The 20,708-nt window shown below is 39.8% G+C and carries 19 protein-coding genes; 3 read left to right on the top strand and 16 right to left on the bottom strand.

Translation table 11 applies throughout. The features are described from left to right. The first annotated feature begins 24 nt into the window (after nucleotides 1-24). Together OQ289_RS18470 and OQ289_RS18465 are read left to right on the top strand one after the other, a co-directional pair. Entirely contained in the window at nucleotides 25-1,686 is a 1,662-nt protein-coding gene (locus tag OQ289_RS18470) for a M56 family metallopeptidase (protein ID WP_270088278.1), read from the top strand. 20 nt (nucleotides 1,687-1,706) lie between these two features. After that, nucleotides 1,707-2,528 carry a hypothetical protein gene (locus OQ289_RS18465; protein WP_270088277.1) on the top strand — a complete coding sequence of 274 codons (822 nt, stop codon included), beginning with the start codon at nucleotides 1,707-1,709 and terminating at the stop codon, nucleotides 2,526-2,528. Between the two features lie 22 nt (nucleotides 2,529-2,550). On the opposite strand, the gene OQ289_RS18460 is transcribed toward OQ289_RS18465, so the two are convergent. From OQ289_RS18460 to OQ289_RS18400, 13 genes are all read right to left on the bottom strand, one after another. After that, on the bottom strand, nucleotides 2,551-2,847 hold the full coding sequence (locus OQ289_RS18460) for a chaperone modulator CbpM (RefSeq protein ID WP_270088276.1): 297 nt from the start codon (nucleotides 2,845-2,847) through the stop codon (nucleotides 2,551-2,553). A 4-nt stretch (nucleotides 2,848-2,851) separates the two neighbouring features. Continuing rightward, nucleotides 2,852-3,757 (bottom strand): J domain-containing protein, encoded by a 906-nt coding sequence (locus tag OQ289_RS18455; RefSeq protein WP_270088275.1) that lies wholly within the window; start codon nucleotides 3,755-3,757, stop codon nucleotides 2,852-2,854. Between the two features lie 57 nt (nucleotides 3,758-3,814). Next, entirely contained in the window at nucleotides 3,815-6,505 is a 2,691-nt protein-coding gene (locus OQ289_RS18450) for a carboxypeptidase regulatory-like domain-containing protein (RefSeq protein WP_270088274.1), read from the bottom strand. 178 nt (nucleotides 6,506-6,683) lie between these two features. Further along, nucleotides 6,684-8,249 carry a M28 family peptidase gene (locus OQ289_RS18445; protein WP_270088273.1) on the bottom strand — a complete coding sequence of 522 codons (1,566 nt, stop codon included), beginning with the start codon at nucleotides 8,247-8,249 and terminating at the stop codon, nucleotides 6,684-6,686. 59 nt (nucleotides 8,250-8,308) lie between these two features. Beyond that, nucleotides 8,309-8,749, bottom strand: a complete 441-nt coding sequence (gene rpiB / locus OQ289_RS18440; RefSeq protein ID WP_270088272.1) for a ribose 5-phosphate isomerase B — start codon at nucleotides 8,747-8,749, stop codon at nucleotides 8,309-8,311. Nucleotides 8,750-8,755: 6 nt separating this feature from the next. Next, a complete protein-coding gene (gene tatC, locus OQ289_RS18435; protein ID WP_270088271.1) occupies nucleotides 8,756-9,631 on the bottom strand; it encodes a twin-arginine translocase subunit TatC in 876 nt (291 codons plus the stop codon). A 75-nt stretch (nucleotides 9,632-9,706) separates the two neighbouring features. Further along, complete coding sequence (accC, locus tag OQ289_RS18430; RefSeq protein WP_270088270.1) at nucleotides 9,707-11,071, bottom strand: acetyl-CoA carboxylase biotin carboxylase subunit; 1,365 nt, start codon at nucleotides 11,069-11,071, stop codon at nucleotides 9,707-9,709. A gap of 75 nt (nucleotides 11,072-11,146) precedes the next feature. Next, on the bottom strand, nucleotides 11,147-11,626 hold the full coding sequence (accB, locus tag OQ289_RS18425) for an acetyl-CoA carboxylase biotin carboxyl carrier protein (RefSeq protein WP_270088269.1): 480 nt from the start codon (nucleotides 11,624-11,626) through the stop codon (nucleotides 11,147-11,149). A gap of 68 nt (nucleotides 11,627-11,694) precedes the next feature. After that, nucleotides 11,695-12,693, bottom strand: a complete 999-nt coding sequence (locus OQ289_RS18420) for a beta-ketoacyl-ACP synthase III (protein WP_270088268.1) — start codon at nucleotides 12,691-12,693, stop codon at nucleotides 11,695-11,697. A 6-nt stretch (nucleotides 12,694-12,699) separates the two neighbouring features. Then, complete coding sequence (gene plsX / locus OQ289_RS18415; protein ID WP_270088267.1) at nucleotides 12,700-13,638, bottom strand: phosphate acyltransferase PlsX; 939 nt, start codon at nucleotides 13,636-13,638, stop codon at nucleotides 12,700-12,702. Between the two features lie 105 nt (nucleotides 13,639-13,743). Next, the gene (gene rpmF, locus OQ289_RS18410) at nucleotides 13,744-13,935 is read right to left on the bottom strand and encodes a 50S ribosomal protein L32 (protein ID WP_081981171.1); all 192 of its coding nucleotides are present in this window, start codon (nucleotides 13,933-13,935) and stop codon (nucleotides 13,744-13,746) included. Nucleotides 13,936-13,949: 14 nt separating this feature from the next. Beyond that, nucleotides 13,950-14,486 carry a YceD family protein gene (locus OQ289_RS18405; protein WP_270088266.1) on the bottom strand — a complete coding sequence of 179 codons (537 nt, stop codon included), beginning with the start codon at nucleotides 14,484-14,486 and terminating at the stop codon, nucleotides 13,950-13,952. 122 nt (nucleotides 14,487-14,608) lie between these two features. After that, nucleotides 14,609-15,259 (bottom strand): epoxyqueuosine reductase QueH, encoded by a 651-nt coding sequence (locus tag OQ289_RS18400; protein WP_270088265.1) that lies wholly within the window; start codon nucleotides 15,257-15,259, stop codon nucleotides 14,609-14,611. Between the two features lie 161 nt (nucleotides 15,260-15,420). On the opposite strand from OQ289_RS18400, the gene OQ289_RS18395 reads away from it, so the two are divergent. Next, the gene (locus tag OQ289_RS18395; protein WP_270088264.1) at nucleotides 15,421-16,542 is read left to right on the top strand and encodes a hypothetical protein; all 1,122 of its coding nucleotides are present in this window, start codon (nucleotides 15,421-15,423) and stop codon (nucleotides 16,540-16,542) included. On the opposite strand, the gene OQ289_RS18390 is transcribed toward OQ289_RS18395, so the two are convergent. The 3 genes from OQ289_RS18390 to OQ289_RS18380 all read right to left on the bottom strand — a co-directional run bounded on the left by OQ289_RS18390 (nucleotide 16,539) and on the right by OQ289_RS18380 (nucleotide 20,629). Beyond that, the gene (locus OQ289_RS18390) at nucleotides 16,539-17,390 is read right to left on the bottom strand and encodes a transglutaminase-like domain-containing protein (protein WP_033564308.1); all 852 of its coding nucleotides are present in this window, start codon (nucleotides 17,388-17,390) and stop codon (nucleotides 16,539-16,541) included. The genes OQ289_RS18395 and OQ289_RS18390 overlap by 4 nt on opposite strands. A 95-nt stretch (nucleotides 17,391-17,485) precedes the next feature. After that, nucleotides 17,486-18,145, bottom strand: a complete 660-nt coding sequence (locus tag OQ289_RS18385; RefSeq protein ID WP_270088263.1) for an ABC transporter ATP-binding protein — start codon at nucleotides 18,143-18,145, stop codon at nucleotides 17,486-17,488. Between the two features lie 75 nt (nucleotides 18,146-18,220). Further along, entirely contained in the window at nucleotides 18,221-20,629 is a 2,409-nt protein-coding gene (locus tag OQ289_RS18380) for an ABC transporter permease (protein ID WP_270088262.1), read from the bottom strand. Nucleotides 20,630-20,708: the final 79 nt, after the last annotated feature.

Here is a 20,708-nt window from a genome sequence, read left to right as displayed (position 1 = left end):
TATAAACCATAACAAGAATAAATTATGATGACCTATTTGATTATTGCTAATGTGAGTATGATTTTCTTTTATTCGATTTACCATGTCCTCATGCGTAAGCTGACCTTTTTTTATTGGAATCGTGCTTATCTATTGGCTTCATTGCTCTTGTCTATTTTAGTTCCGGCTTTACAATTTGTCGATTTTGAAGGAAGTTGGTATGGAAAGGAAGTTGTCCCAACCATCAAAATGGGAATTACTGTTATCCAAGGAGAGGAAGTTGTTTTAAGGTCGCAGGGGCTACAGGTTGATCTTCAGCAGGTGTATTGGATATCTGTAGGAATAGCATTTCTTTACTTACTCATCCGCCTGTTTGCCGTGATGAGATTGTTGAGACAATCGGATAGACAGATGTCTTTCTCTTTCTTTCATAGAGTTCACATTGGCAAGGATGTAGCGGCTTCAAAAATCATTCGTTTGCATGAAAGTATCCACGTGAAACAGGGCCATACCTATGACATTTTGTTTGCTGAACTGACTCGTGTATTTAACTGGTTCAATCCGGTATTGCATTGCTATATAAAGGAGTTGAAATTTGTGCATGAATGTATCGCTGATGAGCTTTCAGCTCGAGCGGATAAACGTACATATGCGGAAATTCTGGTTGCAAGTGCATTGAATGTACCGACTTATGTATTGTATCATGAGTTCTCAAATCAATCACTTTTAAAGAAACGAATTAGAATGCTCTTTAGGCATAAATCCAAAAATATCAATCGCTTAAAATATCTGCTAATAGTGCCTTTAATTTCTCTTGTTGGCTTTACCGCTTTGGCCTATAATGATAGTGTGGACTCCCATATTGCCCTTGTAGGTTCGGCGTTGGATGTCGATATGCCAACGCGCCCTATTCCTATATCTAAGCAAACAGAAGATACTATCCCTATCGTACGAATACAACAGCAAGAGGATAAAGTTTTCACTGTTGTAGAAGTCAATCCCGAACCTCTTGGGGGTATGAAGGCCTTTATGAACTATGTTGGGATGAACTATAATTATCCAAAGGAAGCAATTGATAATAATATTGAGGGTAGGGTTGAAGTGAGTTTTGTCGTGGAAAAGGATGGAATGCTATCGACTTTTAAGGTAAACAAAGGTCTTGGGTATGGCACTGGGGAAGAAGCAATAAGGGTGTTGAAAGCGGGCGGGAAATGGTCTCCGGGAATACAGAATGGAAAACCTGTACGTGTTTCTTATCAGATGCCTATACGTATAGATAGAGGCCAGTTTTCGCAATCTAAATCTGAGAATCATGAAGGTGACGGGAAAGCACCTGCAAAGTTATTGCTCAAAAGTGAGCAGAGCAAGTCTGAAGAAGGAGCTAATGTGCTTTTTACTGCGGTTGAAATTACACCAGAACCTCAGGAAGGAATGCGGTCTTTCATGAAGTATATAGGTGATAGCTTTGAGTACCCCAAAGAAGCAATTGAAAAAGGTGTAAATGGAGTACTTCAATTGGCATTTATTGTAGAGAAAGATGGAAGCCTATCAAACGTTGAAGTGGTTAAGGATCTCCAATATGGGACGGGCGAGGCTGCAAAGAAAATGATTCAAGGGTACAATAAGAAATGGAAACCAGGTATTCAGAACGGACGGGCAGTCCGTGTCGCTTATACATTGCCAATTCGATTGAACATCGTTAAATAATCAATTCTTATCTATGATTTATGTGGAAACTCCTTGTGTTATTTGGCTTTTTACTACTGGTTGGTTGTAAATCTTATGATTTTGCTCAAAATGGATATGTTATAAATGGTGATCCTTATTATCAGAATGTTGATAAGAAATTAACATTGGAGCTTTTTGAAGACTACGCCGTATATGCGTCGACACTAGGAAAAGGAGTTCGGACGGATGTGTTGTACCCTGGTCAAAGGAAACTCCTAAAAAGACTGGGATTGTCCCCTTCAAATACCGAAATCTTGTTTTCTGCTGAACCAATCCGTACTCCCTTCTATCGAGTAATCAGTTATGTAGCCAAGGACAATATAATTGATACGAGTGCGTATGTACCACATTATCTCGATGGGCAGCGTTATCTTTTTAGAAAAATTGTCAGTAAGGGAATAGATGTTTTTGATGCTGTGTTTCCTGTTGGGCAAAAATCCATCGGATTGATATACTACAGCCCCAATATACAGGACACAGCGTACTATGATTTTGAAAGACTAATTCGAAATAATATACGGACAGCTAGAAAAGACGGTGGCCATTTCTTCTTACCAGACAAGACTCATATCCCGTGTGGCGATGAGCATGTAGGGAATATTGAAGTGGAAATTCCACAAGAGAAACGGTTAAAGGGTATTTATGCTTTAATCAATATTTATAATATTGCTGATACTGATAAACGCAAACTTGCTGTCTACACACTGATTAATCCCGATCAGTTGCCATTAGTCGCTTTCAAAGTCTGTAAGGGCAGATACCTGATTGAATATACCGATTTGAAACACAATTTAATTTGGTCTGAAGAACGAGAGATATAGGTGTTGAAATACATCTCCTGAATCATAATGAGGTGTGCAATTTTCTCATAGTAGTCTTCAATATTCTCAATTCTTCTTGTAGTTGTTCTATTTTTTGTAATAGGTGATGTGCTACCTCGATTCCCTGTGGGTTGACGTCAAGGTCAAAGTATAGTGCGGCAAATCTTTCTAGATTCCTAAGTTGACTCTCGTCTACGTATTGTTCATTGTGCTCGATTGTAATCTGAATCAAGTCACTATCTTCCAACACCTGTATAAATGATGTTTCAATTTTCCTGGATTGACAAAAGTCTGCAATTTTAATTTTTGTATTTTCCATGGTGTTATTTTTTTAACTCGGCCAACTGCATGAATAGCTTTTTTTCTTCATCTGACAACGCTTTGGGCATCTGTATATTGATGTTTACATACAGGTCTCCAAATTGTCCCTCTTTTCGATATACGGGAAATCCTTTGCCTTTCAATCGTATTTTTGCGCCATTTTGAGTCTCGGGTTTGATTTTGATCTTGACTTTACCTCCAAGCGTTTCCAACACGGTTTCTCCGCCTAATATAGCGGTGTATAGATCGATGTCAAGGGTAGTATGGAGATTGTCGCCTTCTCGTGTATATTTAGTATCTTTCTCGATATTGAATGTCAAATATAGATCACCCTTTGGCCCTCCATTGACACCGTCACCGCCATGCCCCTTTAGTTTTATTTTTTGTCCGTCCTGTACGCCAGCATGTATGGTAATGCGAATATTTTTTCCATTGACGGTGAAGGTTTTTTGATGAGTGGTATACGCTTGTTGCAACGATAGCGTCAGTTCTGCATTATAATCTTGTCCTTTGAAGTTATTCTGCCTTCCACCGCCGCGCCGACTGCCAAACATTTGCTCAAAGAAGTCAGAAAATTGACTTTCGTCAAAGTTACCGGAATATTGATGTTGCTGACCTCCAGCACTTGCAAAGGGATTTCCCCCATAGCCACTTTGTTGTTGTGTCCTTTCGTATTCCTCTCCGTGCTTCCAATTCTCTCCATACTGGTCATATTTTTGCCTCTTCTCCGTATCGTTTAGCACTTCATTAGCCTCGTTAATTTCTTGAAATCGTTGTTTTGCGGTTTCATCATTAGGATTGAGGTCGGGATGGTATTTTCTAGCGAGCTTGCGATAGGCCTTTTTTATTTCGTCTTGCGAAGCTGATTTATCGATGCCAAGTATTTTATAATAATCTACAAATGCCATTTTTAGTATTGCTTTAGATCAGGAGTTTATTTGAAAACACATAATTCGGAGAAAGGTTTAGTTTTTGACCTTTACTAAATTGAATTTATGGATGTATCCCAAGAGAAAGTATTGACGTAACACAATCGAGGTCGTGTAATAGGTTGTATTACCCTGCACTCCCCAATGGTTGCTGCTATTTTGATTAAGGATATCAAATCCTGACAACTTAATTTGTCCCTGGTTTTTAAGATTATAGAGCAGAGAGGCATTTAGGATATTAAAATTTTGTCTAGCATTCAAGCCGCTGGCACGATTTTCTAGAGAATAGCTGGATTCTAAAGAAAATCCTTTTATTGGATTGATATTTAATCCCATGCCAAAGCTATGGGTTTTGTATTTGCTTTCTATAAAATCAGGATTATCTTTTACGCTGTTGAAATTTCGATTGGTGGAGAATGTGTATTTTGGGGAGATTCCAATCAAATTATTCCAAAGTAAAGACATTTCTTGTGTAAAATTAAGCGACCAATTGGTAGATTTGTTGTCTACATCGTTTACAGAAGCGTAATGTTGGTAACTGTAGGTGTTTGAATTTTGTGAGAAATACAATTGCCACTTCTTGTTGGTCAATATATTATATCGGAGGTAGAAAGAAGCATTTACATCTGTAGTATTTCCGGATTGAAAAGCTTGCATGGTGTAGTGCCCGCTTTGGTTATCTCTCCAGCTTTTGTAGCCGACACTTTTGTCCTTAAATCCAATTCCAGAATACATCCCTATTTGATATTTTTGGTTGTACTTGTTATAGCTCAATCGGATATCCTCTCGTTGGGTATTATCAAAGTCGAGCGATGGAAGCGAGGTGTATAGGGGGTCCTGGTCTTTGCGTTGCACAAGGATTCTATTTGTTTCGGGGGCTGATAAGTCCTTGGCCCAAGATAGCTCGAGCTCTTTAAATCTAATCGATATATTAGGAAGCCAATATCCTTTCTTTTTTTGTCGATTGGGTGCCAGTCCCAAAAAATCAAAGTCGTAGTCTTTAATCTGATAAGCTGTTCCAAAGTTAACCGATAATTTTTCTATAGGTTTCCAAAAGAATTTAATGGCAGATATATAATCTTGATCGCTGTATTTGTAGTTATTTTCCAATTCCATTGCTCGCACTGCGCCTGTATTATCTTTATTAATCCAGAGTGTTTCGGTTGGTTTGCTAAAGGAATTGCTGTAGGTGAAATATAATTCAAAGTTAAGCTTCTTTATCCATTTGTTGCCATAATTGAATGAGGTATTGGTATTGGTTGACTTGTTTCTTGAATCTGTATTTTGCCAAATATGAAACTCCGTATTATTATCTTGTTGATAGACGAAGGCACGTTGATTATTTACGTTGTCATTGGAACGATTGTTAACATGGAGATTGTTTCGTAGTGAGATAACATGTTTGGGGGTAATTTGTTTTTCAATAAATAATCCATGATTATAAGAGTGTGCTTTGCTAGAGGATTGGTTGTTATTTTCACTTTTGTTGAGAAGAGACGCTTCGGTATTACTTTGACTGATGTTATTCCCGGTGTTTTTGTTACGCTCTAATTGGAGGTTTGGAGTGAATTCAATATATGCCGTCGTGTCAAAACGATGTCGAAGAAGACTCTTGATATTATTTTTCAGAAGATTATTTTCTCTGTCCGAGGTGTAATTGCCAAATTGTTCTTCTCCATTATAACGTGCGGTCTGTGTACTCATATCTTGATTGAGGGTTTTGTTGTAGGAGAGCATATACATGATATTGAGCTTGGTCTTTTTCCCCCAATCGTTATTGAGGTTGAATCCGCCTGCTAAATCATTGCCTATACCCCAGTAGTTGCGTCCTCCGAAATTATCAAATCCGTAATTTTCCGCTCTTCCAAGTCCAGCATGCTGTTGCAATTCGCCGTAATCAAAGCTCTGTCTATTAATGTTGTTGCCAAATCCAATGAAACTGAGTTGCAGAGTGTCTCTGAAGGTGTTAAATAATCCTCCTGCTTCATACCTTTTTCGGGTACCTCCGCTTGCATATATTTTACCGAAATCGGCCTTTAGGAAATCTTTTTTGAACTTGAGATTGATGGTTACTGGAAGTTTATCTTCGTTATCTACGATTCTCTTGGATTCGCCTTTATCCCGATAAACCTGTACCGTTTTGATGAGAGAGGCGTCGAGATTTCGTGTAGCAATTTTTAAATCTGTCGCGAAAAAATCCTTTCCATCTACCTTGACTGAAGACACTTCTTTTCCCTGATAATAGATTGTTCCGTCCATATTTACCTGAAGGCCCGGTAATTGTTTGAGCAATTCCTCGACGTTCGCGTTAGGCCGTGTCTTGAAATAATCTGTATTGTACTCGAGTGTATCTTTGTTCATACGGACGGGGGGAGCTATTGAAATATCGACTTCTTCAAGCATATTTTCCCTGAGTTTGACAGTGCCTATATTTTTGGTCTCCTGGTTGTTTAGTGTTAAAATTTGTTGAAAAGGTTGCCCCGAAATATGCGAAATATGCAAGATAAGTTCTTTGTGTACAGGAAGTTTGACTAGGCGAAAATTACCTTTTTCATCTGTTAGGGTGTAGGAGACAACTGTTGAATCTTGCTTGTTTAGTAAGCTGACAGTTGATTTTTCCAAGGGCTTATCATTTGCGCTGAGCACTGTGCCGACGAGCACACCAGAAGATTGAGCAAAGGAATGGTGCGAAATCGCCAAGGTAAGGACAAGGAGCAAGAATCTCATATCAGGTTTATTGATTATGCTGCAATAATATAAAATAAATGTTTTTTTAATAAAAAAATATGCAATAATTAACAATTATTAACCATCTTAAGCGCACGTGTGCTTATCAATAGTGGGAGATCAAAAAAAATCCCCTTAACGATATCGTTAAGGGGATTTTTATGAGAAGGATCTTTATCTACTCCTTATTACTGTCTACCACCAATTTTTTATCGCGATTAGCAATTTCCCACGCTGTGTGGAAAGTGAGCTTTTCACGTTTGACCATCATGGGGAAATCGATTTTGTCGACGGTATCCTCAGGGGTATGATAATGTGGATGTAATCCTGAGAAGTAAAATATTACAGGAATCTTGTGTTTAGCAAAGTTGTATTGATCGGAGCGGTAGTAGATCCTCATGGGGTCTTTAGGGTCGTTATACATGTAATCTAATTCCATCTGTGTATAGTCATCATTAGCTTTTTCGTTGATGGCGTGTAGTTCAGAGCTTAATTTGTCGGCACCAATGACATGTATATAATTGTGATTCCCATTTAGGTGCTTGTCATCAATACGGCCGATCATATCCATGTTGAGACAGGCTACGGTATTGGCTAATGGGAAGATGGGGTTTTCGGAGTAGTATTCTGAACCTAGTAAGCCTTTTTCTTCTGCTGCAAAAGCTAAAAATAGGATACTCCTTCTTGGACCATGGCCATCTGCCTTGGCTTTTGAAAATGCTCTCGCCAACTCAAGCACTCCCGTTGTTCCTGAACCATTGTCATCAGCTCCAGGAAAGATAGTTCCATTGGCATCAATTCCATCGTGGTCGTAATGGCCTGATATAATCAATATCTCTTCTTTTAAATCCGAGCCCTCTAGTAACCCCAATACGTTAGGGTCATTTAAAGCTGTGCTGGTCATGCCATATTGTGCTTTTATCGAGACAGGCACAGTTGCGGAAGCGGGGGTGGATATGGATTCAATCATGTCCATAGACAAAGACTTGTTCTTAAGAATGTTATCGACCATCGCATAAGTGATAAAGGCAACTGCTGGTTTTTCTCCTGCAGTGCCAGCGTCTTTAGGTGCCCCAAGATGATAGGAACCTCCTGTCAATCTTCCCGACATTTTTTCTAACATTTGTGTAGTCGTTGCTGTTGCAGCCAAAATGAGCTTCGGCTTTTTTGCCATGAGGTTTTGCATTCTCTTGTTACGAGAAGTCGACCATTCGGATTTATTTTTAGTGCCGGTCAAGAGCGAGTGACCATTGTGATCTATGGGCTCTTTATCTGCAATTAAAAGGACGACTTTGTTACGGACGTCTATGTCTTTGAAGTCATCGTATTTGGGATCCTCGATTCCATAGCCGATGAATAAGATGTCGGCCTCTTTCACTTGTACTTCCTTGTTATCTCCAAGGATGTAGAAGTCCTTCCCATTAATATAGCCCTGATTGTTGATGTTGAATTGTTTGACCTCAAATTTAGAGTTATATAGCGATAATGGTTGAAAATACGTCCCATTTGGGGCTGTTAGTCCTAAAGATTTAAAATGATTGGCGATGTATTCAGCTGTTTTTTGTCCTCCGGCTTGACCAGTACCTCGTCCTTCAAATTCTTTAGAGGCTAAAAGGGTAAGATGTGCTTTTGCCTGATTGACGTCGAGGAGATCAGCATATTTCTTTTGAATAGGTTCTTGAGCCACTGCACAGCTATATAACCAAGGCAGGACGCTAAGGGCTAGTGCTATTTTCTTTATCATACGTTGAGGATTTTTAAGGTAGGGTAGCAGAATGCTACCCTATGGAGAATAATTTATGCTTAGCAGGAGATTTTATCCACGCGATTCGCGTGTCTTCCACCTTCGAAGTCTGTCGTCATAAAGGTTTTAGCAATCTTCTTTGCCAGATCAATATCTACGAAACGTGCAGGTATGCAGACAATGTTTGCGTCATTGTGTTGGCGAGCCAATGCGGCAATTTCTTCCAACCAGCAAATTGCGGCGCGAATTCCCTGATGCTTATTGGCCGTGATAGCTACACCATTTGCACTTCCGCAAATCAGGATTCCTTTATCGAATTCTTTGCTTTCAACAGCTGAAGCGACAGGATGTGCAAAATCTGGATAGTCAACAGATGCGGCCGAATAGGTCCCAAAATCCTTAACGGTATAACCTAACTCTTCTAAAAATGGGATAAGCACACTTTTGTAGTCGTATCCTGCATGATCGCCTCCGATAGCGATGGTCTTTACTGAACTCATATCTTATTAATTGCGGTAAAACTCTTTTTCTTTTTGTTCTTTTCCTTTTTTGACGTTCGCTGAGACCATGATACTGATTTCGTACAATATAAACATCGGAGCACTGACGGTCAACATTGTGATGACATCAGCACTTGGGGTAATGACCGCGGCTATGATAAGGATGATAACAATAGCATATCTTCTGCTAGCGCGCATAAACTCAGGCGTCATAATACCTAGTTTAGAAAGAATGAAAATCAATATAGGGAGCAAGAATACGATACCACAGCCCAAAGATAATGTCGCAATTGTTGACAAATAGGAGTCAATCGTAATTTGATTGGTAATCTCGGCACTTAAGGAGACGTTGGATAAGAAATTGATAGATAATGGGACGACTATGTAGTAGCCAAAGAGCATCCCGAGTACGAATAGAAATGTCGCATAGAATATGAATCCTCGAGCCGATCTCCGTTCTATATCGGTCAAAGCAGGTTTTATAAACAACCAGACTTCGAATAGTAGATATGGGAATCCCAAAGCGACCGCTGTAATCAAACAGGAATTGATTTGTAGCATAAACTGTCCGGCCATTTCTGTATTGATAATGTTGAAGGGAATCTTGTCTACACAGAAACCATCGATATGAAGAATCTCTCCTGCCTTACACATCATCCTATATGTCCAAAAGTCTAGATTTTTTGGCCCCATAATGACTTTGTTGAAGACAAAATCATAGAAAGAGAAGGCTAGGGTAGCAAATACAGCAACTGCAATCACCGAGCGGATGATATGCCATCTTAAAATTTCTAAATGATCGAAGAAGGACATTTCGCCTTCAATATTCTTTCCTTTATCTTTAATAGCTTGAACTAGGCTGGATTTAGTCGTTTTACTCATAATGTATGTTCGCGAAAAACAAAAATACCATTCTTATTGTTAAGAATGGTATTTTTTAAATATGTAAAAGAAATTTTATACATTCCCCTCTTCTTCAGGATATTCGGATAAATCGAATGTTTCCATGAATTTAGTTGTGAAATTTCCAGCTCTGAAATTCGGATCGCGCAATATCCGCAAGTGAAGTGGGATAGTGGTGTGTATACCTTCGATGACAAATTCGCTCAAGGCTCTTTCCATAGTGGAGATAGCTTCTTCACGGGTTTGCGCCACGGTAATTACTTTAGCAATCATCGAATCGTAGTTTGGTGGAATGGTATACCCTGAATATACGTGTGTATCTACACGCACACCATGACCTCCTGGCGAATGGAAATTTGTGATCTTACCTGGTGAGGGTCTGAAATTATGGAATGGATCTTCGGCATTGATACGGCATTCAATGGCATGCATTGTGGGCTCATAGTTTTTACCAGAGATAGGGATTCCTGCAGCTACTTTAATCTGCTCTTTAATCAGGTCAAAGTTAATCACTTCTTCGGTCACAGGATGCTCCACTTGAATACGTGTATTCATCTCCATAAAGTAGAAATTACGATGCTTGTCTACCAAGAACTCGATTGTTCCAGCTCCTTCATAGTTGACAGCTTTTGCACCTTTTATTGCAGCTTCCCCCATCTTTTCACGTAGCTCTGGTGTAATAAAAGGAGATGGAGCTTCTTCCAATAATTTTTGATGGCGACGTTGTATGGAGCAGTCGCGTTCAGAAAGATGACAAACTGTTCCGTATTGATCACCTACAACCTGGATTTCGATGTGACGAGGTTCTTCTACGTATTTCTCTAAATAAAGGCCATCGTTTCCAAAAGCTGCTGCAGACTCTTGTCTCGCTGAATCCCAAGCGGGTTCAAACTCTTCGTCTTTCCAGATAATACGCATTCCGCGACCACCACCACCAGCTGTTGCTTTGATGATAACTGGATATCCCATCTCGTTGGCCAGTCTAATACCTTCTTTAAAACTTGGCAATAGACCATCCGAACCAGGTACGGTAGGAACACCCGCCTTCTTCATGGTATCTTTAGCAGATGATTTATCTCCCATTTTTTCAATCTGATCGGCAGTCGCACCAATGAATTTGATGCCATATTCTGCACAAATTGCCGAAAAGCGGGCATTTTCGGATAAAAACCCGTAACCCGGATGAATAGCATCTGCATTGGTGAGCTCTGCGGCAGAGATAATATTAGGGATGTTTAAATAAGAATCTTTACTAGGAGGGGGGCCAATACATACAGCCTCATCCGCGAAACGGACATGTAGGCTGTCTCTATCAGCAGTTGAATAAACGGCAACACTCTTAATACCCATTTCTCGGCATGTACGAATGATGCGTAAGGCAATCTCACCTCTATTTGCAATTAATATTTTTTTGAACATGAGTCTTAATTGATGTCTACTATTATGCGATTTTCTCGCTGAATATGCTGATTACTTCTTGGAAAGAAGTAATTGTTAGCTAGGATCTACCAAGAATAATGGTTGATCATATTCAACTGGTTTCGCATCATCAACTAAGATTTTGACAATTTTTCCTGAAACTTCTGATTCAATTTCATTGAAGAGTTTCATGGCCTCCACGATACAAAGCACTTTGCCGACACTGATTTCGTCACCAACATTGACGAAATTAGGTTTGCCTGGACCAGCAGAACGGTAGAATGTTCCAATCATAGGAGATTTTACCGTGATAAATTTTGACGTATCTTCGGCGGTAACTGTTGCAGCAGGAGCGGGAGCGGGTGTCGCTGCACTGGCAGGAGCCGTAGCTACCGCCACTGGAGCTGCCGCAGGTACTGTAGCAGTTACAAAGGTGGGCTCTTGATTTGTCTTTATAGTGATTTTAAAATCTTTTTCTTCAATCGCGACTTCATTCACACCCGATTTGGCAACGAATTTAATCAGATCTTGAATTTGTTTGATATCCATACTCATATTAGCAAGTTTTAGATGTTTAAATGTTTAATGTTATTCCAAAAAAATTAGCCTCTAAAGGTAATAAATTATTGGGGATTATAAGCCCATTTTAAATAAATAGAACCCCAAGTGAATCCACCACCAAAGGCAGCAAGAATTAGATTGTCTCCTTTTTTAAGTTGGTTTTCCCATTCCCATAAGCATAATGGGATAGTGCCACTAGTCGTATTCCCATATTTTTGAATGTTGACCATTACTTTTTCTTCGGGTAGTCCTACACGCTCAGCTGTGGCGTCGATGATTCGTTTATTGGCTTGGTGCGGAACTAGCCAATTGACACTATCTGCCGTGAGGTTGTTTTTTTCCATAATCTCTGCAGCTACATCAGCCATATTGGTTACCGCAAATTTAAATACGGTACGTCCTTCTTGATAAGCATAATGCATATCTGCATCTACAGTAGCATGGGAGGCTGGGTTTAAAGAGCCTCCTCCTTTGATGTTTAAAAACTGTCCTCCCGATCCATCGGTTTTTAATATAGCGTCTTGGATTCCAAAGCCCTCTTCGTTGGGCTCTAATAATACTGCGCCACATCCATCACCAAAGAGGATGCAGGTATTGCGGTCTTTGTAATTTACAACGGCCGACATCTTATCAGCACCCACTACCAATACTTTTTTGTGCTTGCCCGATTCTATAAATTGCGAAGCAGTATTGAGGCCAAATAGAAAACCTGAACATGCAGCCTGTAGGTCAAATCCCCAAGCATTTACGGCTCCAATCTTATCGGCTAGAATATTGGCCGTAGCAGGAAATAACATGTCTGGAGTACTGGTGCAAAAAATGATAAGTTCAATATCTTTGGCGGTGATACCCCGCTTTTTTAATAGGCCTTCTACAGCCGGTACAGCAAGATCTGAAGTAGCTTTTCCTTCTCCTTTAAGAATACGCCTTTCTTTGATACCGGTACGACTGACAATCCACTCGTCATTGGTATCCACCATTGTTTCAAGCTCCTTATTTGTGAGGATATAGTCAGGAACATAGCCATTTACAGCTGTAATAGCTGCATGAATTTTTGACATAATACGTTAATTGAAAATAGATTTGATTTTATCGATTAGTTTCGATTGTATCATATCTCTTGATAGTAAAACCATATTTTTGATTGCTTCGGGTGTGGATATACCATGCCCTATGACCACGGGTGCGTTGACACCTAATACAGGCGTCCCACCATACTGTTCGTAGTTGAAGCGGTCAAAAAACTCATCTTTTATCTGTTTCTTTTTAGTGACCACATAGAAAGACTCTGCCATCTTTAGAATTACATTTCCTGTAAAACCATCACATACCATGACGTCAGCAAGATCTGTAAAGATGTCTCTTCCTTCGACATTACCAATAAAATTCAGTTGAGTGTTGTTTTTGAGTAGGGGATAGGTGGTTGAGGTAAGGATGTTTCCTTTTTCTTCTTCTTCTCCGATATTAATCAAGCCTACCTTTGGTTTGTCAATGCCCCATACGTGTTCTATGTAGAGGCTTCCAAGTATAGCAAATTGATTCAGCATTTCGGGCTTACAGTCTGCATTTGCACCAACATCGAGAAGCAGCCCACTTCCACCCTTGACCTTGGGTACATTCGTGGCAATGGCTGGTCTTAAAATTCCAGGAATCGCTTTCACACTGAATAACGCGCCTACCAACATCGCTCCTGTACTGCCTGCTGATGCGAAGGAGTCTATTTCACCGTTTTTCAACAGGTCGAAACCTCTTACGATACTTGAGTTTGGCTTTTTGGCAATGGCTTTGGTTGGATGCTCACCCATTCCGATGATTTCGGGAGCATGTACAAAGTCGAAATCATCTATTTGTGCCCCTGCTTGTTGGATGCGTTGTTTAGCATCGTATTCGTCACCTATGAGAACAATGCGTTGTTCTGCCGGTAACACTTTTTGAGTTTCAATTGCTCCTAAAATCGCGGATTCTGGAGCAAAATCACCTCCTAAAATATCTAAACCAATCTTCATTCGTTATTATTTTTCAATTCAATAATACGCAAAAACATCCCAAAGTAAAGCATAAAATAATAAATTTCATACTTATTTTGGGATGTTTAAAGTCTTGAAAGATTGTTAGACAACTGCTGTGTTTTCGATAATTAATTTACCGTTATAGTATAAATTGCCGTCCACTGTGTAAGCACGGTGAGGTAAATGTACTGAACCAGTCTCTTGACAAACTGTCAATGTAGGTTTTTCAGCTTTATAATGTGTTCTTCTTTTGTCTCTTCTTGATTTAGAAGTTTTACGCTTTGGATGTGCCATCTCGTATTTCCGTTTTAGTTATTTTTTATATTTCTTAGTGCCGACCACCTCGGGTCTATGTTTTCTTGTTTGTCGTCCTCTTCGGGTGCATCGAGTTGATTGATTTTACTCAGCATATCGTTGTCACACGTTTGGTTTACTCCTTGCTCACTGCATCTGGTATAATAAGGAACTGCCACATTGATGTACTCATAGAGTAAACTTGCAATGTCAAGTTCGTAATCATTCTTTGATAGCATTAATACTTCTTCCGTATTGTCGTCCCAACTTTCTTCTGTGAATTTGACCAAGATGCGTTCCTTGATAGACAAGGGGTAAGCAAAGTCAGATAAACAGATGTCGCAAGTCAGTTGAATTGTACCGTTGATGTCAAAATGCACATTTAGCATGTTTTCTTGCTTCTGTAATTCAACAGTGGCTTTCAAATTGCCATCTTTAGTAAGGGAATGCTCAAAACACTCAAAGAACTTTTTATCAATGTCAAATTCAAAACTGTGTTTCCCCGCATTTAGCCCAGAGAATGGTATTCTGTATTGTTTTAGATGTTTCACAATCCTGCATTTGAGCCTGCAAAGGTAATTATAAATCTTATAGAAAGGAAATTTTTTTCAATTTATTTAAAGGTTCTTATGAGCCTATAAATCCTTCTTTAGTTATTACCGCAAGCGAGTTTCTATTCGTAATAATTTTTACCTAATTCTATTCTTTCACGATTGTTTTTCAGGCGCCAGTGATTGGTATCACGTAGTGAATAGGCACATCCGCAATATTCCTGCATGTAGAATTTTTCTTTTTTGGAGATTTCCAACATGCGTGCAGAACCACCTTTTTTGCGCCAATTGAATGTCCAGTATTCCATACCTTCGTGACGTGCTGCAGCTCTTAGCCCACAGTCATTGATTTGCTCCATGTTCTTCCACCGCGATATGCCCAATGAGCTGGATATCACATCGAAGCCGTTGGCTGCAGCATACTCGGCCGTTTTCTCAAAACGCATATCGAAACACATCGTACACCGAATTCCCTTCTCGGGCTCGTGTTCCATCCCTTTGGCCAACTCAAACCAGTGGTCCGCATCGTAGTCGGCATCTATAAAAGGAATATTGTGCTTTTCGGCGAATCGAATATTTTCTTCCTTACGAAGGTCGTATTCTTTTCGGGGGTGAATGTTGGGATTATAGAAGTAAATGGTGAAATCAATATCCGAAGCTATCAATGCTTCCATTACCTCTCCTGCGCACGGGGCGCAGCAAGAATGTAAGAGTAATTTCTTGCCTTCGTTAGGTAAATCGAGTTTTTCGCGAATAATTTCTTTGCCTTCCATATCCATCCTAAATAATATACGTTGCAATTTTAAGGAAATTGAACAATATTTGCAACAATAGGCTGTTAATGTAGCAGGTGGAGCAGCTACTCCGTCTTTATATTGGGTAACTATTTTATACCTTTGTAACAGCAAATTGTATTTAAAGTCAAGTATTAAACATGAAAAATAAGTCTCTATCTGTCGGCGTGCTCCTTTGCTTTGTATTATTAGTTGGTCTTACTGTCGCATGTAAGCGTAATGATGATGAGCCTGAACGACCAGATAATAAATTTGCGAGATTGTATGTTTCGTATTCAGATTACAATACCAATGAGGCTACTCCGGCATTCCCAACGATGGGTATCATCGAGTTGGCGGACTCAGTTGGCGAAAATGGGGACAATTCGAATGTGTTTAAATTCCGTACAGGTATCAGTATTATATCGGGTGTAAAAGGCGGTGCAGCCATCTATTTTGACCCGCTCTTGAGAAGGGTATATCAGAGTAGTGTCAATAATTTTGCTGTTCCTGATACGCTGTTGGCCTCTATGGACTATAGAGAGGCGGGGATTCCTTCTGGGACTTTTCCAATTAGACATAATGTAACAGGCAGTGCGCGAGGCATAACCACATTTGCAGAACGTAGGTATTTATACATTACGAAGGTACGGTCTCAGGGAGTCGGTACTCGAGATCCAAACCCTGTTGGGATCTATAGATTTGATCGAGCTAGCGCGACTGGATATGTAAGGTATGGGCAAAAAATTGTGCTGCCCGATAACTTAAGGCCTTGGGGGCTGGTAATGAAAGGAAAAGATTTGTTTGTTTCCAAAACCGGCGATAATGGAGGGGTGATGGTCTTTAAAGGTATTGCAGATAGTCAAGATACCTTGATAACCAGTGATAAAGTGAAACCTGAGGAATATACCATTCAAGGTGCCAATAACATTCGCGGGATTTCGTACAATGAGAAGTTGGACTTGCTTGCACTCACGGACTACACGTTGATAAATGGAGAGGGAAGAGATGGTCGAATATTGCTCATTGACAAATTCTCGACCTTGCTCCCAGGACCTATTGTCCCCACACGGATCATTCAGGGAAGTGAAACGGGACTGGAGCAACCCATAGATGTGTCGTTGGATAGAAGGGCTGATGCCGTATTCTTATTTGTATCAGACCCTCAGAAGAAGCTAATCAGCCGATTTAAGATAGTCGACCAGGGAAATGTCAAACCCGATGTCACAGCGAGCACGGGGTCTTTGACGCCATCTGGACTTTATTTTGACGGACGGGATTAAGGCATCTCCATGAGGTCCAGCAAAATCTGAATTTCTTCTTTTTTTTCTCGACTATCTAGCTGGTCGTAAGAGGCAACGAGATTCCGTAGTACTCTTTTGATGATGGATACATTGTCACAAGGAAGGATGTATTCATTGGCTGGAGACAGGTTGAGCTGCTTCAAAAAAGAAAGGATGTCTTCCATTTTCATAATTTGCCCTTTATTGAACACATTGATGTAGAACAATGGTTTTTCATTCAACTCGTCATCACCCATGTAGGCGAGGACAAAATGTTTGGGTAGATTGACACCATAAATGGGAATGTCTAAGCGTTGGGCTACAATACAGTAGATACATGCCAGTGTAATGGGGTTTCCTTTTTTGCTCTCTAATACCTTGTTGAGATAGGAATTCTGAGGGTCGTGGTAGCTAGTTGTATTCCCTGACAGACCAAAATCCTGAAAAAAGACGTGATTGAGCAATTTTACTTTTTCATAAGGGCTCATATCATAAATCAATTCATACCATACTTCTCTCTTCATCTCCGCGAATTGAAACATGATATTGTCGACATCCATTGCTGGGTATTGGTATCTATTGATGATAAGCAGTCCATTGAGCAGGTCAAAAGAATTACTCATCTTCCAGACTTGGAGTTCATTTTTGATTTGATCGAATTGTATGCTATGTATAATGTTTTCGATCCTTGTTTGCATAAGTACATCAAAGGAGCTTTCCCAAGATGCTTCTAGGGAAGGAATGACTTCTGGGCCACAGGTGATGAGCTTCTGCTCTACCTCTTTGAAAATAATCATGTCCGGGTCATCCAACAATGATATTAAAGCTTTTAATTCATTATCGTTCATAAACGAAAATACCATTTTTGAAAGGAAATAGCAAACCAATTATGGTGACAAATTTTTTAATTCACAAAAGTCTTTGTTTTTCTTGCTCTCCTATTTTATTTGACTTGACCGTCGAATAAGTTTATGATTCTTTTGCCATACATGGCATTCGTTTCGGAATGTGTTACTTGAACAATAGTGACCCCTTCCTCATTCAATTGCTTAAATAATTCCATAATTTCTTCTCCTTGTTTCGAATTCAGATTTCCTGTAGGCTCATCTGCCAATAACAATTTTGGGGCAGTCACCAACGCTCTGGCAATTCCTACAATCTGTTGCTGTCCACCGGATAGTTGAGACGGGAAGAGGTCTTTCTTACCTACCATGCGGAAGCGATCGAGCATGTCCCCTACAATAGCTTTTCGTTCTTTGCTTGATAGGTTTTTATAGATGAGTGGTGCTTCGATGTTTTCGTATACGGTAAGCTCATCTATTAGATGGTACGATTGAAAGATATACCCTATGTTGGACTGAAACAGTTCTGTTCTTTTTTTTGGTTTCAGGGAAAAGACATTTTCGTTCATAAAATAATAATCTCCTTCGTTTGGTTCATCCAGCAATCCAATGACATTCAGTAAGGTCGACTTGCCAGAGCCGGAAGGTCCCATGATCGAAACAAATTCGCCCTGTTGTATCTCTAAATTGATGTCTTTAAGAACAAAAGAACGTATTCCTCCAGTGTCGTACCATCTGAAAATATGTTTTAATCTAATCATTTCTTGCGTTATTGAAGTTGTCTTAGTATAAGTAGTTATTGGGTGGTGAACGGATGCTCCGACGTTAGATTTTTATCATTCATTTCTTAAGCTATCGACCGGATTTGCTTTAGCCGCTTTAAATGTCTGAAAACTGACGGTGATCAATGCAATACAGATAACGACAATTCCCGCAAAGACGAACATCCACCATTTTGGGGCAATGTGATACGCAAAATTGTCCAGCCACTTGTTCATGGTAATCCAAGATATGGGAGTTGCAATGCATAGTGAAACAATCAGCAGCTTAATAAAGTCTGAGGAAAGAAGCATGACCAAATTGTAGACAGATGCGCCCAGTACTTTACGGACACCGATTTCTTTTGTGCGCTGTTGTGCAGTATATGTTACAAGTCCTAATAAGCCGAGACAGGCTATGAATAAGGCAAGACCTGAAAATGCAGCAAAAAGTCTTCTGAAATTGTAATCAGCCTCATATTGTCGATTAAAATTATCATCTAGAAAGCTGTATAGAAAAGGGCGGGTAGGGACGAGCTCGGCCCAGAGTTTAGCTATTCGTGTAATAGTCTCGGGATGATTCATGTTTTGGATATTGATAGTTAAGTAGCGACTGCTATTGGGTTCTAGTCGTAAAGCTAAGGGGTCAATTTTGCGGTGCAAAGAAAGGTAATTGAAATCTTTCACGACACCTATTACTGTCCCTTCTTTACCCCATTGTCTGAACTGTTTTCCAATGATATCTTGCGGATTTGAGTACCCCCATAATCGTGCAGCAGATTCATTAATAACAAGTGAATGCGCGGTGTCTGCTGGAAAATCTCTTGAGTAAGGTCTGCCCGCTGCCATTTTTATTCCCATATTGGGAATAAAATCTATATCTACTTCAAAAAGAGAAGGCGCGAACAAGGTCATTTTCCCGTCGGTAGACATGATTTCTGTACCTGCATTTGGGAAAAATGTTCCTGGTACAGTACGTGATGCTGTCACTGATAATACATCTCTGTCTTTTGAGAGAGTTGTTTTGATGGCCTCTAAGTTATTGCTGACGTTTTGATCGAAATTATAGTCGATGACAAGCCGCTGTGCCTTTTGAAATCCAAGATCCTGCTGCTGCAATTGATTCAATTGTGAAAAGACAATAACTGTTCCCGCAATAAGGGAGATGGAAAGAAAAAATTGAAAAACGACCAGTCCTCTACGCAAAAATATTCCCCCCTTGGCATTGCTGAAAGTACCTTTTAATACCTTTATGGGTTTTAAATTGGCCAATATCAATGCCGGATAACAAGCTGCCAAAATCCCTGTCAGAATTGTGACAAGAACGAAAATAGCCCAAGTATTGCTATTGAGTAATGCTGTGTATGTGAAATATTTTCCAGAGAATGCTTCCATAAAAGGGAGGGAAATAATGACCAGGATAATAGCTAACAGTGCACCTATAAAAACCAGTGCCAGTGACTCTGACATAAATTGTACAATAAGGTCACTTTTATTAGCGCCAATGGTTTTTCTAATACCCACTTCCTTAGCTCGTTCCATTGATCTTGAAGTGGCAAGATTCATGAAATTCACACAAGCAATCAGTAAGATAAATCCACCGATAATAGCGAATATATATAGATTTTGATAGTTTCCAAGGATACCGGGTTGCCTATCGGCAGGAGAGTGCATATATGCTGCAAGAAAGGGTTCGATATGGAAGTTATATTTCCCATCTGTTATATGATGGCGCTTTAGGAAATCTGGAATTTTATGTTGGAATCGGGCGATATCAAACTGTTTTGATGCTAAAAAATAGGTGTAAAAATCTACGTAACCCCAACCTTCCTGTTCAAAAACACTAGGCCGAGCTTTTCTAAAGGTACTCATGGATAATAAAGCATCGAAGGTGAAGTGTGAATTCGTAGGCACGTCTGCTATCACCGCCGTGACCGTATAAAGACCGGCCTCTGCTCGACCGGCTGCTAATCCACCTTCAATTGTTTTGCCGATTGGATTTTGATTACCAAAGTATTTTCTTGCGGTACTTTCTGTGAGAACTACTGAATATGCTTTTTCTAAAGCAGAGGTAACGTCGCCCATCAATACTTTCCAGCTGAATACATCGAAGGCGGTAGCGTCCATGAAGAACACGCGTTCCTCTTGAAACGTATTTTCACCTTGTTTAAAAAGGATAGATACTTGGCCGGAAAACTGAACGACCTTTTCGATTTCGGGAAAGTCGGATTTTAGGGCTGCACCAATGGGAGCATTTCCCCACACTTGATGTTGCTCTGTACTACCCACTTCTTTATGATCGTGTATTACTCTGTAAATACGGTCTTTATTTACATGATATCGGTCGTAAGAAAGTTCGTTCTGAATATAAATAACGACTAATAGACAACAGGCTAAGCCTATAGCCAAGCCGATGATATTTATTGTGGCATATCCCTTATTCCTTAAGATGTTACGCCAAGCGATTTTTAAGTAATTCTGTATCATTGTTGTTTTTTATCTAACAAGCTGTGTATTAGATGGGCTTCCTCTTTGATTTACTTTTCAAATCCAGTTGCCTTCTTTC

The sequence above is a fragment of the Sphingobacterium sp. SYP-B4668 genome (assembly GCF_027627455.1).
In the GTDB taxonomy this organism is placed as follows: Bacteria; Bacteroidota; Bacteroidia; order Sphingobacteriales; family Sphingobacteriaceae; genus Sphingobacterium.
This window is presented reverse-complemented; position numbering and strand designations above follow the sequence as displayed.

Excerpts from the sequence above, each read along its gene's own strand:
- OQ289_RS18470 (WP_270088278.1), top strand. The coding sequence starts at position 25 with ATGATGACCTATTTGATTATTGCTAATGTGAGTATGATTTTCTTTTAT.
- OQ289_RS18465 (WP_270088277.1), top strand. The coding sequence starts at position 1,707 with ATGTGGAAACTCCTTGTGTTATTTGGCTTTTTACTACTGGTTGGTTGT.
- OQ289_RS18460 (WP_270088276.1), bottom strand. The coding sequence starts at position 2,847 with ATGGAAAATACAAAAATTAAAATTGCAGACTTTTGTCAATCCAGGAAA.
- OQ289_RS18455 (WP_270088275.1), bottom strand. The coding sequence starts at position 3,757 with ATGGCATTTGTAGATTATTATAAAATACTTGGCATCGATAAATCAGCT.
- OQ289_RS18450 (WP_270088274.1), bottom strand. The coding sequence starts at position 6,505 with ATGAGATTCTTGCTCCTTGTCCTTACCTTGGCGATTTCGCACCATTCC.
- OQ289_RS18445 (WP_270088273.1), bottom strand. The coding sequence starts at position 8,249 with ATGATAAAGAAAATAGCACTAGCCCTTAGCGTCCTGCCTTGGTTATAT.
- rpiB (WP_270088272.1), bottom strand. The coding sequence starts at position 8,749 with ATGAGTTCAGTAAAGACCATCGCTATCGGAGGCGATCATGCAGGATAC.
- tatC (WP_270088271.1), bottom strand. The coding sequence starts at position 9,631 with ATGAGTAAAACGACTAAATCCAGCCTAGTTCAAGCTATTAAAGATAAA.
- accC (WP_270088270.1), bottom strand. The coding sequence starts at position 11,071 with ATGTTCAAAAAAATATTAATTGCAAATAGAGGTGAGATTGCCTTACGC.
- accB (WP_270088269.1), bottom strand. The coding sequence starts at position 11,626 with ATGAGTATGGATATCAAACAAATTCAAGATCTGATTAAATTCGTTGCC.
- OQ289_RS18420 (WP_270088268.1), bottom strand. The coding sequence starts at position 12,693 with ATGTCAAAAATTCATGCAGCTATTACAGCTGTAAATGGCTATGTTCCT.
- plsX (WP_270088267.1), bottom strand. The coding sequence starts at position 13,638 with ATGAAGATTGGTTTAGATATTTTAGGAGGTGATTTTGCTCCAGAATCC.
- rpmF (WP_081981171.1), bottom strand. The coding sequence starts at position 13,935 with ATGGCACATCCAAAGCGTAAAACTTCTAAATCAAGAAGAGACAAAAGA.
- OQ289_RS18400 (WP_270088265.1), bottom strand. The coding sequence starts at position 15,259 with ATGGAAGGCAAAGAAATTATTCGCGAAAAACTCGATTTACCTAACGAA.
- OQ289_RS18395 (WP_270088264.1), top strand. The coding sequence starts at position 15,421 with ATGAAAAATAAGTCTCTATCTGTCGGCGTGCTCCTTTGCTTTGTATTA.
- OQ289_RS18390 (WP_033564308.1), bottom strand. The coding sequence starts at position 17,390 with ATGAACGATAATGAATTAAAAGCTTTAATATCATTGTTGGATGACCCG.
- OQ289_RS18385 (WP_270088263.1), bottom strand. The coding sequence starts at position 18,145 with ATGATTAGATTAAAACATATTTTCAGATGGTACGACACTGGAGGAATA.
- OQ289_RS18380 (WP_270088262.1), bottom strand. The coding sequence starts at position 20,629 with ATGATACAGAATTACTTAAAAATCGCTTGGCGTAACATCTTAAGGAAT.